Source organism: Pectobacterium zantedeschiae (assembly GCF_004137795.1).
Classification (GTDB): domain Bacteria; phylum Pseudomonadota; class Gammaproteobacteria; order Enterobacterales; family Enterobacteriaceae; genus Pectobacterium; species Pectobacterium zantedeschiae.
In genome coordinates, this window is sequence record NZ_NWTM01000001.1 from 1,423,416 (window position 1) to 1,440,147 (window position 16,732).

Sequence of the window (16,732 nt, forward strand, 5' to 3'; positions counted from 1 at the left end):
GCAAAACTGAACATCAGAGGCAAACCGAGTCATCTGAATATGATGATCTAAAAACCGTCAGAAAAGCGGCATAGCAGTCGGCTAATCTTCTGAAGATCTATCCGCACAACAGCACGATCATGCCAGCGCGCACGGCATGGGATTTGTGGAAACTGACCTTCTCTTTTAATAAAACCTGCTAAAATTAATAAGTAACTATTTATTTTTATAAAAATTTTAATAAAAAACGCTTTTCCATTATTGGCTAATGCGTATGGTTTACATGGAGAACAAGTATGTATTCATTTGTTGCCCGTCAACCCATTTTAAATCAACACCTCCAAACCGTTGCCTACGAGCTACTTTTCCGCATGGACGTCACGAATAAATTCCCTGACGTCAGCCCTGAATTTGCGACTGCACAGCTTATCTCAGATCAGTTCTTAACCAATCCCTTGACAAAATCCGTAGCGGAGCAGCCTTACTATATTAACTTTCCTCACCAGATGTTGATCAATGGCCAGGCTGAAGTATTACCGCTGGAAAAGGTTGTTATTGAGATTCTTGAAAATTCGCCCCCCGACAATGAGTTATTTGCTGCCATAAAAAAGCTAAAAAGAAAGGGCTTCAGAATTGCGCTTGATGACTTTTCGATGGATTCAGAATGGGATCGGTTTTTGCCTTTCATTGATATCATCAAATTTGATTTAACCCTGTCGAGCTTTGGCGACATTGAAAATTTCATCAAAAGAACCACACAGCGTAAGTTAATTTATCTGGCCGAAAAAGTAGAAACTCACGAACAGTATCTGCAAAGTAAAAAACTGGGTATCTCACTTTTTCAGGGGTATTTTTTCAGTCGCCCTGAAATGATTAAATCGAAAAAGTTGGTCAATAATTCGAGCAATACCATCAGGCTGCTGAGGGAAGTCAATAAACCTGAGATCAACTATGCCACGATCGAAGAATTAGTCTGTGCCGATCTGTCGCTTTATTATAAATTGATGCGCCACATCACTAATATCAAATACAACACCCGTTTCGGCATCACCTCAACCTCAATGTCTTTCCGCGCCATGGCGATGTTGCTTGGGCAACGAGAGCTTAAACGTTTTGTATCATTAATTAGCATTACCAACAGTAATGAGAATAAACCCAGCGAGCTTTATCGCACCAGCTTAATTCGCGCCAGGTTTTTCGAATTACTGTATGCCTCTTTTAATGTGAAAGAGGATACCACTGAGGCCTTTCTATGCGGATTATTGTCGCTGCTTGATGCCGTATTGGACTCGCCAATGCCGCTGCTGCTCTCACAAATCGCACTATCAGAAAAAATTAACCAGAGCTTATTAGAAAATACTGGCGAACTTGCCGTTTATCTGACGTTAATCGCTAAATACGAACAGCAAGAGTGGGAAGAGCTTGAAGACCTCTTGCTCCAGTTAGGTATTGATGAAAAAAACTTCTTTACCATGATAATGGAGGCCACGCAGTGGGCAGATGAGATTTTATAAACGATTTCTCTCGGCTCACTCGCGCGGCCCTGACAATTACGCGATAATCGTCATCATCCTATTGAAGCTCAATGAAGTTATCGTGTGATGATGTACATCGGATTACCACAATGGCAGCACCCCACATGGAGTCGGTTGGGGCTAAACGACCTTGCCGACTACAGTCGCTACTTTACCTGCGTTGAAGGTAACACAACTTTTTATGCGTTGCCTTCACGCGAAGTGGTCGAGCGCTGGCGTGACATGACGCATGATGACTTTCGTTTTTGCTTCAAGTTTCCCTCAACGATCAGCCATAAAGCCGCCTTACAGAACTGTGACAGCGATGTCAGCCTTTTTTATCAATGCATTGAACCGATTGAACATCGTATCGGGCAACTATGGCTACAGCTTCCCGCGACCTTCGGGCCAACGCAGTTGCCCGTTCTGTGGCGCTTTCTTGACACCTTACCACGGGAATTTAGCTACGGTGTGGAAGTACGTCATCCACTGTTTTTTGCCAAAGGTGAAGAGGAACGTGCGCTGAATCAAGGGCTACAGCAGCGCGGCATCAATCGTGTGATTCTCGATAGCCGTCCGGTTCATCACGCCGCGCCAGACAGTCCTGCTATGCGTGAAGCCCAACGGAAAAAACCTCGCGTTCCGGTACACGCCGTGCTGACCGCCACACAGCCATTGATCCGCTTTATCGGCAGTGAAACTCTGGACGAAAATCTGCGCTGGTTTGAATCATGGCGTAACAAACTGCCACAATGGCCAGAAGCGAATCCCTTCTTCTTTATTCACACACCGGATATCGGTGATGCCCCACCGTTGGCACAACAGCTTTGGCCATTACTCGCCGAGATCGATCCCACTTTGCCGCCCCAGCCAGATTGGCCGCAGCAGGCGACGCTCTTTTGAGCCACAGGATATGGAGGTATTAGCTCATTTAGTTATAAACAGTTTCACAACGTAACCCATTTCCGCTAAAAAAATCAGCCTTTACAGGCGACAGTTGCGTTAGGTAAAGCTATCATTCTGCAAGCCGTTTTCGGTTAGGTCACGGAGTAAAAAATGGTAAGTGCGCTCTATATCGTGCTCGGCGCAATCTTGTTGATAAAGCTGTCTATTGATGTTGTAAAACTGAGAATGCAGTATCGCGTGGCCTACGGCGACGGCGGATTTTATGAATTGCAAACGGCAATCCGGGTACATGGTAATGCAGTGGAATATATTCCCATTGCGGCGATTCTGCTGGTACTGATGGAGATGAACGGCGCGCTTATCATCATGATCCATTTTTGCGGCATTCTACTAATCACCGGACGTTTAGTTCACTACTACGGCCTTCGGCATCGTGAATTCCGCTGGCGGCGCTCAGGCATGGCGGCAACTTATGCCTCACTCATCCTAATGATTGCAGCAAACCTCTATTATCTTCCCTGGGATCTGGTTTTCACACTGTATTGATGGCGTGAGACAAAACGATACCCGCCTCTCTCGGGCGCACAGTCATGATGCGTCCGGGAATCAAAACCCGAGTCCACACCATACGTCTACACAATGTGAAAGGTGAAGGCTACTGCGTATTCTGCTAGAATACGCGCCTCTTTATTACTCTCAGTACACTTTCCGCCATGCCAAACCGCGATATGCTTTTTTCTGTGCCAATTGCCAACTTAGGTGACTGGACATTCGACGAACGCGTTGCCGACGTATTCCCCGATATGATCCAACGTTCCGTGCCCGGCTATTCCAACATTATTTCAATGATTGGCATGCTGGCAGAACGGTTCGCCCGCCAGGATAGTCTCGTCTACGATCTGGGATGTTCGCTAGGCGCGGCCACGCTGTCTATGCGACGCAATATCCATGTGCCGAACTGCAAAATTATCGCGGTAGACAATTCTCCGGCGATGGTGAAACGCTGCCGTAGCCATATTGACGCTTTCCGTTCCGATACGCCCGTCGAGATTATAGAAGCAGATATTCTGAACATTGATATCAAGAATGCTTCCATGGTTGTGCTGAATTTTACCCTTCAGTTTCTGGAGCCTTCCCAACGTAGGGTGCTCATCGAGCGTATTTATCAGGGATTAAATCCCGGTGGCGTGCTGGTGCTCTCTGAGAAATTCAATTTTGCGGACAAAGACGTCGGCGAATTGCTGTTCAATATGCATCTCGATTTCAAACGGGCAAATGGCTACAGCGAGCTGGAAATCAGTCAGAAGCGCAGCATGCTGGAAAATGTCATGCTGACCGATTCGGTAGAAACCCATAAGGCTCGACTGGCAGATGCTGGTTTTGAGCACAGCGAGATTTGGTTTCAATGTTTTAATTTTGGTTCGTTATTAGCCGTGAAAGCAGAGGAAAAGGCGTGATCGATTTTGGCAATTTTTATCAGCAAATCGCAAAGGGCCCACTCAGCCACTGGCTTAACACGCTGCCTTCACAGCTCAGCTCCTGGCAACAAGAATCTTTGCACGGTAAGTTCAAGCTATGGTTTAACTCGCTAGAACATCTCCCATCGTTGAAACCAACCACGCTGGATTTGAACGATAGCGTCACGGCGCGCATGGAGCCCGATATTTCCGTCGGCCAACGAGAAGGAATTGAAAAGCTACTGCGTAACCTGATGCCTTGGCGTAAAGGCCCTTTTTCACTTTACGGTGTAGATATCAACACGGAGTGGCGTTCAGACTGGAAATGGCAGCGCGTTCTACCACATATCAGCCCGCTGAAGAATCGCCTGATTCTGGATGTAGGCTGCGGAAGCGGCTATCACCTGTGGCGGATGGTCGGTGAAGGGGCCACGATGGCTGTTGGCATCGACCCCATGCAACTATTCCTATGTCAGTTTGAAGCCGTGCGTAAGCTACTCGGCGACGATCAGCGTGCACACGTTCTGCCGCTCGGTATTGAGCAACTCCCCGAACTGGCTGCGTTTGATACCGTGTTTTCCATGGGAGTTCTATACCATCGCCGTTCCCCGCTCGATCACCTGTGGCAATTGAAAAATCAGTTGGTGGCGGGTGGTGAGCTAGTGCTGGAAACGCTGGTCATTGAAGGCGATGAAAATCAGGTGTTGGTACCGGGGGAACGCTACGCGCAAATGCGTAATGTGTACTTCATCCCGTCCGCTGCGGCTTTAACGACATGGCTTGAGAAATGTGGATTTGTTGATGTCCGCGTCGTCGATATCTGCACAACCACAACGCAGGAACAGCGCCGGACAGACTGGATGATCACTGAGTCGCTGGCTGAATTCCTCGATCCTGAGGATCCAACGAAAACGGTGGAAGGTTACCCCGCACCGGTACGAGCGGTATTGGTTGCACGTAAACCAGGCGTTGAGCAATAGCCTTCTCCGCCATTATAGCGTTCGATAAAAGTACTGGTGATGACAACACCGCAGAAACATACTGCGGCGTTGTCAGGAAAAGCCAGCCCACGATGCCTTTCTGGTGTTCAAGCCTTGGACCATACACTGGCCTTTATCTACATCACTTTTCCACAGCAGCGACGGCGACAGCGTAGCTGTCTTCCAGCATGCGAAAACCAACGATCCTGCCATCACGGATCGTCAGTACAAAGGCAAACGGTGACTCGATAAGACGACCAGTACGTTTGACTCGCGACGCCAGTTCACCAAGCGCGACAGCAACGTCATCGTCGGCCACAATCCGCCGCACCTCGAATCGCTCCGGTATGATTTGCTCAGCCAGTTCACGGAAAAATGAAGCGACCTCTTCACGATTCCGACGCGGGCCGATCCACGGCACGATCTGCACGTGTCCGGGGATATCCCACTCCACTTCCTCCGCAAACAGCTTGACAATTGCTTTCAGGGTTTGTGGATCGTCAGACCTAGCCCAGAACGCCGCAACGCTCTCAAAGTAACGCGCGGCGATCTCACGTGGCGTTGCCGTGAACACCTTTCCACGATACAGGTCAACACGCCTGCGGTCTTCACTCGTAAAGTCGGGATCAACATAGATAGACATCCGGCTAATCCGTTTGCCGTTGAATTCGAAAACATTTGCAAAACGGCCTTGCGACGCACAGCCATCAGGCCACGTGCGTCCATCACGCGTGACGCCCCATTCTTTGCCTTCGACTGCGATCCGCTCGCCGTCTACGGTAAAAACCAGATTATCAATGTCGTGGGTAAGCCGAGCCGCGTCTACCGCAATCCGTTCAGCGAATTGTGCCACAGCATCCTTACCACATACCTGGCCAAATTTTGGAAAGAAGAATGCAACATCGTCGGTGAACAAGTCGAGAAATGAAGGATCGTTGGCATCCACTTTGCGAAAATAATCGCGAATGGTTGCAATACGTGAATCATGGTTGTCTGACATCGTTGGCTCCTTTGATATAAAAACAGTAGCGCCGCAAATCGCGCCTACACACAAGCTCTACCGAGAAGGCGCCTACTTACTGAGAGTCTGTCGCAGACGAAAACGAGATGCGCGACTCAAGTCAAACGTTGCTGATATCAGTAAAAAGCAAATACCTTCCAGTTAATTATTTAATGATCGTTACATAATTAACGAAATAAAAAGGCCATAAACCAGCATGGCGGCACAACTTAGAGTTGAGCCAAAATCCCCTCCATCACATCGTCAAGGAATGTGCGATCTGGCATCGCCCGACCCAGTACCCGAAGGCCGTAATAGCTGCTCAGGAAAGCTCGCGCTAACAATAGCGCCGGCCGCTCTGAAGACACCTCTCCGTTGCGCTGCCCTACTGCAAATAGATGGCACAACACCTGCTCCAGTCGGTTTACATAGACTTTACTGATCTGCACGACGATCGGATCTTTACCCGAACGCTCTAGCGCAGAAAATACGCCCATACAACCTCGGCACTTAATGGGGTCGAGGTCGCCTTCAATGCCCCACACCATCAGCGCTCGCAGCCTCTCTCTGAGAGTACCAGGACCGTTGAGAATCTCCGACTGAGCCTGGATACCAAGCTCCTGATAGCGGATCAGCGCTTCATGGTAAAGCTTTTGCTTGCTTCCGAAGGCGTTATAGAGACTGCCACGACCCAGCCCCGTGCGTTCGACCAGTTCCTGTGCCGATGTTGCCTCATAGCCATTCGACCAGAACACATCCATCGCAGCCTCTATGACCGCATCATCATCGAATTCCCGAGGTCTTCCACTCATCGCATTACATGCCTTCGTTGTATGTCTGACTGTTTATCATTCAGGTCAGCATCATAGATCATAATTGAACGAACAGTACAATATTAATTGTCAGCAGATTAATATGGGGAGTAACCACAAACCAAAAAAAGCCCCAGCAATATACTGGGGCTTGGTACTTGCCATGCAAACCTATCGGTATGCGGCGCGGCAAAAACTGAAGAATGACGATGTGGCATCTATAGCAATGCGATCTATCAACCGCTACACCATAAAATACCTTAGATTACGATACATACTGCATTTCACGATCCGGGCTGACCGCCAGTTTCATGGCTTCCACCACATCGCCATCCACGCAATACTGGCTAAATTCATCTAATTCCGCATCAGAACACATCGACACGCCGATTTTGCGATAACGCATAGAGGATGGCGTCCACTGGCCTGCGGAACTGTGCAGTTCTCGGATACCCGCTTGCTGAAATTTGTGCACGTTAGTCAATCGCACACCGGAACCTGCCATAATAATTGGACCGCGACTGGCCTGTGTTAGTTCACGTAATAACCGCAATCCATTTTCTGCCGTTTGTTGCTGCCCAGAGCTTAATATGCGCGATACGCCAAGGTCGGTGAGTTGTTCCAGCGCAACATAAGGGTTCAGGCACATATCAAACGCACGATGGAAGGTCACCGCCATCCCTTGAGCCACCGCCATGATTTCGCGCATTTTGGGCAAATCAATGTGCCCTTCTTCATTGAGTACGCCTACAACGACACCGGGGAATCCCATCTCGCGAATCTGCTCAATGTCGTATTTGATGGCAGCAAACTCCGTCGGGCTGTAACAAAAATCGCCGCCTCGCGGACGCACAATCGGGTGAACAGGAATCGTGACCTTTTCTCGCGCACCGCGCAGCGCACCGTAGGATGGCGTTAACCCGCCCTCTCGCTGCCCTGCACAGAGTTCAATTCTGTCAGCCCCAGACTGCGCTGCTGTTATCGCACAATCGACGCTATAACAGCATACTTCCAGTTTCGTCATCGCTGCTCCTCCATGTAAACTCCCAAACTACTTTTCTTAATTATCGAAAAATCGGCGAATCATTACGCCGATTAAAGTAATAACTATGGCATTCACATTCATATCGTGAGGAGACGGGAGTCACAATGAACGTGATACGTTGCCGAAATAAACATGACATAAACCACAGTTTTATTAATCTGTTCTATACCCGTCATACTTCAAATTGCAGATGCGTTGGCTACGTTCACTCACCCGAATCACTTACCTAAGTAAGCTCATCGGGATGAAATGAGAGACATCCTGTCTCTCACCGAAGGCCAAGCCTTTGGCTGGTCAAATTCGTTCCCGACGAACTTGTCGCTCGCTTGCCGCGTTACGATGCTCATAAATGAGCATCGCCCTAAAGGGCTAACGCTTCGCGTTATTCAAAACGAACTCGTTTTGTCCTGAAACTCGAATTATTTAGGGTATACAGTAGAAGAAATTGGCATGAATAACGTGACACACCATTTTACCTTTCAGACAATGTGCTCTTTCTGATTACTCTACGTGTGAATTATCCCTATTTTCATAATGCCAACATTTCGCTCGCGACAACATCTCGTATATCAAATGGATGAAATTTTATTGTCACTTTCCCATTGGTTATCGCCAGCGTCGGATTAGGGATTCGTTCTTTTTCTCCCTGTGGAGAACTCAATTTAAGCTTGATGCCTGGCGTACGCAGTGCGTCATCAGACAAGCAGGCCAGCGCACGCTGATGCAGCGTTTCCGTATCACCGGGCAGCACCAGCTCTACATGTTCCCAACCTTCGTGCGGATAATGTTTCTTCCCCGGCCATGGTAGCTCGATACAAGCAATCTGCCAGGGACCGACGGATATTGCATTATCCAATATAAACAGACAGATTGGACGGCCATTGATTTGGTTTTCAGACAGCAGTCTGCCAGCTTTCAGTAACGCCACTTTCCATGATTCGGCCGTCGTATTCTGATGGCAACGCAGCGAGATATGGTCAGCATGAAATGTGCTCAAATCCAGCTGTAGCACACCAGCCAACTCCTGTAACTCTTGCTCAAAACGTACTAAATCCGTTATCAAATCGCTGGGTAACATATCGGGTAAAGCTCCTCGCAGCATATCACATTATCTATAATCATTTTGTCGATGAGAATATCACACTCATAACACATTCTAATTAAATTCTATTTTCCCCGATGCACATTTATTTACACCTTCGTTACGTTAAGCGCATTAAATGCAAAGAAAAGGCAACCATACAGTTTGATTAATAAACGGAAACGTTTTTTACTCGGCGTTAGTCTGAGATACTTCTCGCAATCTATTCTGGGAGGAATCTTAAATAACTCTCACCCCATTGAACACAGAAAAGAAAACGTATAAATTAAGAAAATAAATAATAATGCAGAGATATCATCATGGTTTTACTCATTATATCCATCGCGCTTATCGCTATTGCGGCATATGCTATTTTTCGTCATTTTAAAACCAGAGACTCACATAAAATTGGTGTAAATAGTCGGTCAAGAAAACGTTAAGATCGCGATTTGATTTATTTTTATTATACCTAAAACTATCATTTCTTTTTTTCGTGCTCTCCTTATCTATTTTTCTCATATCATCGCGCCTTTTTTATCTCTTGCCGGCGGGTATTTTTTCGCCTGAACATCCCTTTGCCTCCCCCCGTCTGCTGACGAGGAAAGGCAAATATGGTATAAGCAAGGCTTAATTTTTTATTTAAGGTAAACCGGTGAATATTCAGGCTCTTCTCTCCGAAAAAGTCAGCCAGGCGTTAACCGCCGCGGGCGCGCCAGCAGACAGCGAAGCTCAGATTCGTCAGTCGGCAAAAGTACAGTTTGGTGATTATCAGGCTAATGGCGTCATGGCCGTGGCAAAAAAACTGGGCATGCCGCCGCGACAATTGGCTGAAAAAGTCGTCCAGCTTTTGGCTCTGGAAGGCATTGCGGAAAAAACAGAAATCGCAGGCCCGGGATTTATTAATATTTTTCTCGATAAGCAGTGGGTTGCGAGCCAGGTTGAGAATGCCCTGAATGCACCAAAACTGGGTTTAACGCCGGTTGAACCACAAACGATCGTGATTGACTACTCCGCCCCCAACGTCGCGAAGGAAATGCACGTCGGCCACCTGCGCTCAACCATTATTGGTGATGCCGCGGCCCGTACGCTGGAGTTTTTAGGCCACAACATCATTCGGGCTAACCACGTCGGCGATTGGGGTACGCAGTTCGGTATGCTGATTGCATACCTTGAGAAAATGCAAAACGAAAGCGCCAACGAGATGGACCTGTCCGATCTTGAAGCGTTTTACCGTGAAGCAAAGAAACATTATGACGAAGATGCCGATTTTGCCGAACGTGCGCGCGGTTACGTGGTGAAATTGCAGGGTGGCGATGAATATTGCCGTCAGATGTGGCGCAAGCTCGTCGATATCACCATGACGCAGAACCAGATCAACTATGAACGCCTTAATGTCACGCTGACCAAACAGGATGTCATGGGTGAAAGCCTGTATAACAGCATGCTGCCAGACATCGTTGCCGATCTGAAAGCAAAAGGCCTGGCCGTTGAAAGCGAAGGCGCAACGGTCGTTTTCCTTGATGAGTACAAAAATAAGGAAGGCGAACCGATGGGCGTTATCATCCAGAAAAAGGATGGCGGCTATCTCTACACCACAACAGATATCGCTTGCGCCAAATACCGTTATGAAACCCTAAACGCCGACCGAGTGCTTTACTACATCGACTCTCGTCAGCATCAGCATTTGATGCAGGCCTGGACCATCGTGCGTAAAGCAGGTTACGTGCCTGATTCTGTCAGCCTGGAACACCACATGTTCGGCATGATGCTGGGCAAAGACGGTAAACCATTCAAAACGCGCGCAGGCGGAACGATCAAATTGTCTGAACTGTTGGATGAAGCCTACGATCGCGCACTGAAACTCATCGCAGAGAAAAATCCACAGATGGAAAGCGACGAGTTAGCAGCATTGGCGAAAGTGGTTTCTATCGGCGCGATTAAATACGCCGACCTGTCGAAGAGCCGCACCACGGATTACGTTTTTGATTGGGATAACATGCTGGCGTTTGAAGGTAACACCGCGCCTTATATGCAATACGCCTATACACGTGTTGCGTCCATTTTCAAGCGGGCGGGCATACAGGAAGACGCCTTAACGCAGCCGATTACGCTGAGCGATGAGCGCGAATTTACGCTTGCCACGCGTCTGCTGCAATTTGAAGAAACCATTACCTCCGTCGCACGTGAAGGTACACCGCATGTGATGTGTAGCTACCTGTACGATCTGGCTGGCCTGTTTTCTGGTTTCTATGAACACTGCCCAATTCTGAATGCAGAGAATGACGAGGTACGTCAGAGCCGTCTGAGACTGGCGTTGCTGACTGCAAAAACGCTGAAGCAGGGTCTGGATACTCTGGGTATCGAAACCGTCGAGAAGATGTAATTCTTCCCTCGACTAAAGGCATATATATCAATTAAAACAGGAACGCCATTGGTCGCAGAACCAATGGCGTTTTTTTATTCCGTAACGTTGTTACACGCTGCGGCGGGCAAAATCTCGGGGACGGAACCCCAACAGCGCCAGCGTGGCAAAATAGGAGCCAGCGCCAGCGACTACCACCAGCAACAAACGTAGGATCCTCATCGTCATATTGCCGTCATCCCACGCAGGCATCCACCATAGCATGCCCAGCAAAACCAGCGACATCACGATGACCGCTGCCAGCAGGCGAACCAGAAAAACCTTCCAGCCCGGCTGCGGCTGGAAAATATTCTGCTTACGCAGTTGCCAGTACAGCAGCGCGGCATTCAGGCAGGAGGCCAGACCGATGGACAACGCCAGCCCCGCATGTTGCAACGGGCCGATAAAGATCAAGTTCATGATTTGCGTCAGAATCAGCGTGACTATCGCTATTTTTACCGGCGTCTTGATATCTTGCCGGGAATAAAATCCGGGTACTAACACTTTGACGACAATCAATCCCATCAATCCAACCGAGTAGGCGACCAGCGCTCGCTGAGTCATCAGTGCGTCAAAGGCGCTAAATTTACCGTATTGGAACAGCGACACCGTTAAAGGCTTGGCTAAAATTCCTAATGCTACCGCGCTCGGTAGCGCCAGCAGGAAACACAGGCGAAGTCCCCAATCCATCAGACGGGAATACTCATCATGATTGCCACTGGCAAAGCTTTTCGCCAGCGACGGGAGTAAGATCGTCCCTAACGCCACACCCAGGACACCGGAAGGAAACTCCATCAGACGGTCAGCGTAATACATCCATGACACCGCACCTTCGCTGAGGAATGAGGCGAAGATAGTGTTGATGATCAACGAAATCTGGCTCACCGACACACCCAGAACCGCAGGCCCCATCAGCTTCATGACACGCCAGACGCTCGGGTCACGCCATTTCAGGCGCGGCAATACCAACATGCCAATCTTTTTCAGATGCGGTAGCTGATAGCCGAGTTGCAGTAAACCGCCAACCAAGACTGCCCAGGCCAGCGCCATCACCGGAGGATTAAAATACGGTGCAGCAAACAGCGAGAATCCAATCATGCTGACATTAAGCAGAGTCGGTGCAAATGCTGGTACCGAGAAACGGTTCCAGGTGTTTAGCACCGACCCTACCATTGAGGTCAGTGAGATCAGCAGGATATAGGGAAACGTGACTCTTAATAGGTTCGAGGTAAGCTCAAAACGCTCCGGCGTCGCGGCAAAACCGGGAGCGGTGACCATAATGACCCAGGGAGCGGCGACCATACCCGCGACGGTAACCAACGCCAGAATCAGCGTCAGCATACCAGAAACATAAGCGAGGAACGTTCTCGTGGCTTCCTCGCCCTGCTGGCTTTTGTATTCGGCCAGAATAGGCACGAACGCCTGTGAGAATGCGCCTTCCGCGAAAATACGTCGGAGCAGGTTGGGCAATTTGAAGGCGACAAAGAAAGCATCCGTCGCCATACCTGCACCAAAAATACGGGCGACGATTGCATCGCGCACAAACCCTAAAATGCGCGATAACATGGTCATGGAACTGACAGCAGCCAGTGATTTAAGTAAATTCATCCGATTATGTTCTGAACGGTTCAGGCGTGATTATTAACCCGTTGGGGTTATCCTGATTGCGAGGTGCGACTAGTCTACGCATTGCGCGTGTAATAGCTACCGAACATTGTCATAACCGCTGAACTTTTCAGCTTTTTCCCAGCAATTTTTCAATCATACGCTGGGCCAGTAACGCCTGGTTACCTGATGTTTCTGCTGGTTTCCGTTGTTCAATCGCCGCCATGAAATGATGCACCGCACCGACAAAACCACGTTGTTCTAGCGTAGTTTGCCAGGATGGTACGGCTGGGTGGAGTGTCATCCCCTCACGATCTTCACGCCATTCGCGCATCTCATCCACCTGATATAACCCACCGTTGGTGACGGCCTGAACCCACTCTCGCTGGCTCCCTGCCTGACGGTGCATGCTGGTCGTCACCTGACAGGTACCACTCTGGAAATGATGCTCGGCATACAGCAATTGACCGTCCGCATTCGCGTGTAAGACGCCATCAATCAATTCAGCATCACCTCCTGCCAGCCATAGCGCGGTATCTACTACATGTAGGTAGTCGTCCAATAAGGTAAAACGCACATTGTGCGGCCCGACGCCATTAATACGATGTTTATCCATACGCAAGGATGCAGGCCGATCCAGCCGCTGTTTTAGTTGCTGATAACACGGGGCGAAACGGCGATTAAAACCGACCATGAGAATTTTTTGTTGTTGCGCTGCCAATTCGACCAGTGCTTCAGCCTGCTCCAGCGTCTCTGCCAGCGGTTTATCCACATAGACATCGACACCCGCTGCAAGCAGTTGGCTCACTACGGAAAAATGGCTGGCTGTACTGCTATGAACAAAAACGGCATCACAGTGTGCTGCCAACTCCTCCAATGCAGAGAAACCCGTCATCCGATAGTGCTGGCAAATCCGCTGTGTCTTTTGTCGATCGGGAGAAAATGCACCGATCAGTTCCCAGCGTTCAGCCTGACTCAGAATCGGCAAATAGGCTTTTTGCGCGATGGATCCCAATCCGACGACACCGATACGAGGTCGCGGGATGGATGCGGTAGGTTCTGTAACGTTTTCCGCAGAGGGAAACTGAGGCTTCATGGCTGGTTTTCTCCCTGATACCGATTCAATTACGCTAACAGTGCGGCAAGCTGACGCTTGAGTTCTGCGACCTCTTTTTCTAACGCGTCAACTCGCTCGACCAGCGGGTGCGAATTGTCGATCGTATTTTCCTCTTCGGGAGCCACGGCATCGCTAGCATCACCGCTGAAAAGGTGCCGATAGCGGCTTTCCCGTTTACCCGCCTCTCGCGCAAGTCGTACAACAAACGGGCCATCATCACGCTGTTGCAACTGTTCAAGGGTGGATTCAGCTTCTCCAACATCTGAAAATTCATACAAGCGAGCGGCGCGCGTACGCAATTCACCCGGCGTCTGTGGACCACGCAGCAGAAGTGTCGTTACCAGTGCCACTTCCGCAGGAGAGAGCTTCAGGTCACCAAATTCAGAATTGCAAAAACGATGTTCGTACTTCACAACGCGATTACCAAAGCCGCTGAGTGTACGTAGGAAATGCTTTTTCACCAGCAAATCCAGCGTTTGCTGGACCTCACTTTCGCTCAGCTCCATCACTGGCTCGCGATTAGTTTTCTGATTGCAGGCCGTGGTGATACTGTTTAACGACATCGGGTATTGATCCGGCGTAGTGATCTGCTTTTCCAGCATGCAGCCGATCACGCGAGCTTCACGAGCATCTAATTGGTATTTCATCATTTTTCCTTAACGCGGAGACTTCCACTCGGCGTTGGTCAGCGCGGTTAATACATGATCCTGCCATTTGCCATCAATGAGCAGATAATCCTTCGCATAACCTTCACGTTCGAACCCCAAACGCGTCAGTAAACTCCCACTGCGTTGGTTATGCGGCATATAGTTGGCCATAATGCGGTGCATATGCTGCTGACGTTGCATATAACGTATTGCCGGTTGCAACGCTTCATACATCAACCCCTGCCCCTGCCATTTTTGTCCGAGCGAATAGCCCAGATAGCAGGCATGAAACGATCCCCGCAGCACGTTGCTGAAATTCGCCACGCCACACACTTCGTTTTCATTCGGATCCAACAGGAGGAAGTAATAAGCACTGCCCTGCTTATGCATATCGTTAATCACGCTAAGCCGCGCCTGCCAGCCTGATGGATAGCAATGACTCGCGTCTCTAACCGGTTCCCACGGCTTAAGAAAATCACGGTTTTCAGAATAGTATTCAGCCAGACGCCATGCATCGCGTTCGTGAGCCAGGCGCACCACCAGCCTATCAGTTGTCAATTGCACTCTTGCTGGCGTTGAACGATAGCCAAACATTTTCCCCTACTCCCCATGTTATCGATAAGTAAAATTCATCGGCGCTGAAAAAGTGACTATTTCACATAAGCAGAAAATATCGGTATTTCCGATAATCCTTACTATAACCACATAAATTCATAGACGTAAAATCTTCGTCGCCGAGTTATTGCGCAGTTGAATCAGGAAAGCCATTTTTTCTCGCTGAAATGCTACTCGGATAACGTTAAATCGATAAAAAAATATTATCCAACAATAGGCTATACCAAAGTCGAATTAGAGTACAAAATAGTCACGTCTGTTATTTTCCTCCTTCCTTCGTTGTGGTGAAACATGCCTCTGATGTCGCAAGCTCGGAGCTTGGGTAAATATTTTTTATTACTAGATAATATGCTGGTGGTTTTAGGGTTCTTCGTTGTTTTCCCCCTTATTTCCATTCGTTTTGTCGATCAGCTCGGCTGGGCCGCATTATTAGTCGGTATCGCATTAGGACTGCGTCAATTTATTCAGCAAGGTCTGGGTATTTTTGGCGGGGCTATTGCTGACCGTTTTGGTGCCAAACCGATGATTATCACCGGGATGCTGCTGCGTGCCTCCGGTTTTGTTTTCATGGCGATTGCCGACGAACCTTGGCTGCTCTGGCTGTCCTGCGCGTTATCCGGTTTGGGTGGCACGCTATTCGATCCACCGCGTACCGCGCTGGTGATCAAACTGATCCGCCCACAAGAACGTGGCCGCTTCTATTCGCTGCTGATGATGCAAGACAGCGCCGGTGCCGTCATTGGTGCCCTACTCGGCAGTTGGCTGCTCCAGTACGATTTCGAGATTGTCTGCTGGGTTGGTGCAGTCATTTTCGTGCTTGTGGCGGGGCTTAATGCCTGGCTGTTACCAGCATACCGGATTTCGACGGTAAGAACGCCAATAATGGAAGGGCTGACACGCGTGATTCGCGACCGCCGTTTCCTGATGTATGTATTAACGCTAACGGGCTACTACATGTTGGCCGTTCAGGTTCTGTTAATGCTACCCATTATGGTCAACGAAATCGCCGGAACACCCTCTGCGGTGAAATGGATGTACGCCATTGAAGCCGGGCTGTCGCTGACGCTGCTTTACCCTATCGCCCGCTGGAGCGAGAAACATTTCCGGCTGGAACAGCGCCTGATGGCGGGGCTTTTCATCATGTCCGTCAGCATGTTCCCAATTGGGATGACGACAGAACTTCAGCCGCTGCTGATGCTTATCAGTCTGTTCTACATAGGCTCGATTATCGCTGAACCTGCGCGTGAAACCTTGAGCGCCTCGCTGGCCGATTCCAGAGCCAGAGGCAGCTATATGGGCTTCAGTCGGCTCGGACTCGCGCTCGGTGGCGCGATTGGCTACAGCGGCGGTGGCTGGCTATTCGATACTGGACACGCGTTGAATCAGCCGGAATTGCCGTGGTTCATGCTCGGCACAATCGGGTTTCTGACGTTAGCCGCACTGTATTGGCAGTTCAATCAACGCCGTATCGAACCTGCAATGCTGGGTGGTCATTAGTCTGAATTTTACCGACGAGTTTGATCTCGTCGGTAAAGCCCTTCTATACTTTCCTAATACATTCAAACAATTGTTT

15 protein-coding genes are annotated in these 16,732 nt (G+C 49.2%); 7 read left to right on the forward strand and 8 right to left on the reverse strand.

The genetic code is table 11. From position 1 onward, the window contains the following. The first annotated feature begins 275 nt into the window (after nt 1-275). From CLR69_RS06530 to cmoB, 5 genes are all read left to right on the forward strand, one after another. Nucleotides 276-1,493, forward strand: a complete 1,218-nt coding sequence (locus CLR69_RS06530; RefSeq protein ID WP_129704598.1) for an EAL and HDOD domain-containing protein — start codon at nt 276-278, stop codon at nt 1,491-1,493. A 90-nt stretch (nt 1,494-1,583) separates the two neighbouring features. After that, nucleotides 1,584-2,396: a DUF72 domain-containing protein gene (locus CLR69_RS06535; RefSeq protein WP_129704958.1), complete on the forward strand. Its 813-nt coding sequence runs from the start codon at nt 1,584-1,586 to the stop codon at nt 2,394-2,396. Nucleotides 2,397-2,549: 153 nt separating this feature from the next. Further along, on the forward strand, nt 2,550-2,945 hold the full coding sequence (locus CLR69_RS06540) for an MAPEG family protein (RefSeq protein ID WP_014915147.1): 396 nt from the start codon (nt 2,550-2,552) through the stop codon (nt 2,943-2,945). Between the two features lie 167 nt (nt 2,946-3,112). After that, nucleotides 3,113-3,856, forward strand: coding sequence for a carboxy-S-adenosyl-L-methionine synthase CmoA (gene cmoA / locus CLR69_RS06545; RefSeq protein ID WP_129711408.1), 744 nt, complete (start codon nt 3,113-3,115; stop codon nt 3,854-3,856). Then, a complete protein-coding gene (gene cmoB / locus CLR69_RS06550) occupies nt 3,853-4,836 on the forward strand; it encodes a tRNA 5-methoxyuridine(34)/uridine 5-oxyacetic acid(34) synthase CmoB (protein ID WP_129704594.1) in 984 nt (327 codons plus the stop codon). Before cmoA ends, cmoB begins: the two co-directional genes overlap by 4 nt. A gap of 142 nt (nt 4,837-4,978) precedes the next feature. On the opposite strand, the gene CLR69_RS06555 is transcribed toward cmoB, so the two are convergent. The 4 genes from CLR69_RS06555 to CLR69_RS06570 form a co-directional block, all read right to left on the reverse strand. Further along, the gene (locus tag CLR69_RS06555) at nt 4,979-5,836 is read right to left on the reverse strand and encodes a nuclear transport factor 2 family protein (protein WP_129711409.1); all 858 of its coding nucleotides are present in this window, start codon (nt 5,834-5,836) and stop codon (nt 4,979-4,981) included. 230 nt (nt 5,837-6,066) lie between these two features. Next, entirely contained in the window at nt 6,067-6,648 is a 582-nt protein-coding gene (locus tag CLR69_RS06560; RefSeq protein WP_129711410.1) for a TetR/AcrR family transcriptional regulator, read from the reverse strand. Between the two features lie 265 nt (nt 6,649-6,913). Continuing rightward, entirely contained in the window at nt 6,914-7,672 is a 759-nt protein-coding gene (gene cutC, locus CLR69_RS06565; RefSeq protein ID WP_129704588.1) for a copper homeostasis protein CutC, read from the reverse strand. A 550-nt stretch (nt 7,673-8,222) separates the two neighbouring features. Further along, on the reverse strand, nt 8,223-8,771 hold the full coding sequence (locus CLR69_RS06570) for a VOC family protein (protein ID WP_129711411.1): 549 nt from the start codon (nt 8,769-8,771) through the stop codon (nt 8,223-8,225). Nucleotides 8,772-9,426: 655 nt separating this feature from the next. On the opposite strand from CLR69_RS06570, the gene argS reads away from it, so the two are divergent. Beyond that, the gene (gene argS / locus CLR69_RS06575; protein WP_129711412.1) at nt 9,427-11,157 is read left to right on the forward strand and encodes an arginine--tRNA ligase; all 1,731 of its coding nucleotides are present in this window, start codon (nt 9,427-9,429) and stop codon (nt 11,155-11,157) included. Nucleotides 11,158-11,247: 90 nt separating this feature from the next. Here argS and murJ read toward each other — a convergent pair whose 3' ends face one another. The 4 genes from murJ to rimJ form a co-directional block, all read right to left on the reverse strand. Next, complete coding sequence (gene murJ, locus CLR69_RS06580; protein ID WP_129711413.1) at nt 11,248-12,783, reverse strand: murein biosynthesis integral membrane protein MurJ; 1,536 nt, start codon at nt 12,781-12,783, stop codon at nt 11,248-11,250. 127 nt (nt 12,784-12,910) lie between these two features. Continuing rightward, nucleotides 12,911-13,876 (reverse strand): Gfo/Idh/MocA family protein, encoded by a 966-nt coding sequence (locus tag CLR69_RS06585; protein WP_129711414.1) that lies wholly within the window; start codon nt 13,874-13,876, stop codon nt 12,911-12,913. A gap of 29 nt (nt 13,877-13,905) precedes the next feature. Next, a complete protein-coding gene (locus CLR69_RS06590) occupies nt 13,906-14,544 on the reverse strand; it encodes a YceH family protein (protein WP_129711415.1) in 639 nt (212 codons plus the stop codon). Nucleotides 14,545-14,553: 9 nt separating this feature from the next. Then, the gene (rimJ, locus tag CLR69_RS06595) at nt 14,554-15,138 is read right to left on the reverse strand and encodes a ribosomal protein S5-alanine N-acetyltransferase (RefSeq protein ID WP_129704575.1); all 585 of its coding nucleotides are present in this window, start codon (nt 15,136-15,138) and stop codon (nt 14,554-14,556) included. 312 nt (nt 15,139-15,450) lie between these two features. On the opposite strand from rimJ, the gene mdtH reads away from it, so the two are divergent. Beyond that, nucleotides 15,451-16,656 carry a multidrug efflux MFS transporter MdtH gene (mdtH, locus tag CLR69_RS06600; protein WP_129704573.1) on the forward strand — a complete coding sequence of 402 codons (1,206 nt, stop codon included), beginning with the start codon at nt 15,451-15,453 and terminating at the stop codon, nt 16,654-16,656. Nucleotides 16,657-16,732: the final 76 nt, after the last annotated feature.

What these genes read in the sequence shown, in the direction of transcription:
- CLR69_RS06555 (WP_129711409.1), bottom strand. Translation starts at nt 5,836, where the DNA reads ATGTCAGACAACCATGATTCACGTATTGCAACCATTCGCGATTATTTT.
- mdtH (WP_129704573.1), top strand. Translation starts at nt 15,451, where the DNA reads ATGCCTCTGATGTCGCAAGCTCGGAGCTTGGGTAAATATTTTTTATTA.
- CLR69_RS06560 (WP_129711410.1), bottom strand. Translation starts at nt 6,648, where the DNA reads ATGAGTGGAAGACCTCGGGAATTCGATGATGATGCGGTCATAGAGGCT.
- cmoA (WP_129711408.1), top strand. Translation starts at nt 3,113, where the DNA reads ATGCCAAACCGCGATATGCTTTTTTCTGTGCCAATTGCCAACTTAGGT.
- cutC (WP_129704588.1), bottom strand. Translation starts at nt 7,672, where the DNA reads ATGACGAAACTGGAAGTATGCTGTTATAGCGTCGATTGTGCGATAACA.
- CLR69_RS06570 (WP_129711411.1), bottom strand. Translation starts at nt 8,771, where the DNA reads ATGTTACCCAGCGATTTGATAACGGATTTAGTACGTTTTGAGCAAGAG.
- murJ (WP_129711413.1), bottom strand. Translation starts at nt 12,783, where the DNA reads ATGAATTTACTTAAATCACTGGCTGCTGTCAGTTCCATGACCATGTTA.
- CLR69_RS06540 (WP_014915147.1), top strand. Translation starts at nt 2,550, where the DNA reads ATGGTAAGTGCGCTCTATATCGTGCTCGGCGCAATCTTGTTGATAAAG.
- CLR69_RS06590 (WP_129711415.1), bottom strand. Translation starts at nt 14,544, where the DNA reads ATGAAATACCAATTAGATGCTCGTGAAGCTCGCGTGATCGGCTGCATG.
- CLR69_RS06535 (WP_129704958.1), top strand. Translation starts at nt 1,584, where the DNA reads ATGTACATCGGATTACCACAATGGCAGCACCCCACATGGAGTCGGTTG.
- CLR69_RS06585 (WP_129711414.1), bottom strand. Translation starts at nt 13,876, where the DNA reads ATGAAGCCTCAGTTTCCCTCTGCGGAAAACGTTACAGAACCTACCGCA.
- rimJ (WP_129704575.1), bottom strand. Translation starts at nt 15,138, where the DNA reads ATGTTTGGCTATCGTTCAACGCCAGCAAGAGTGCAATTGACAACTGAT.
- CLR69_RS06530 (WP_129704598.1), top strand. Translation starts at nt 276, where the DNA reads ATGTATTCATTTGTTGCCCGTCAACCCATTTTAAATCAACACCTCCAA.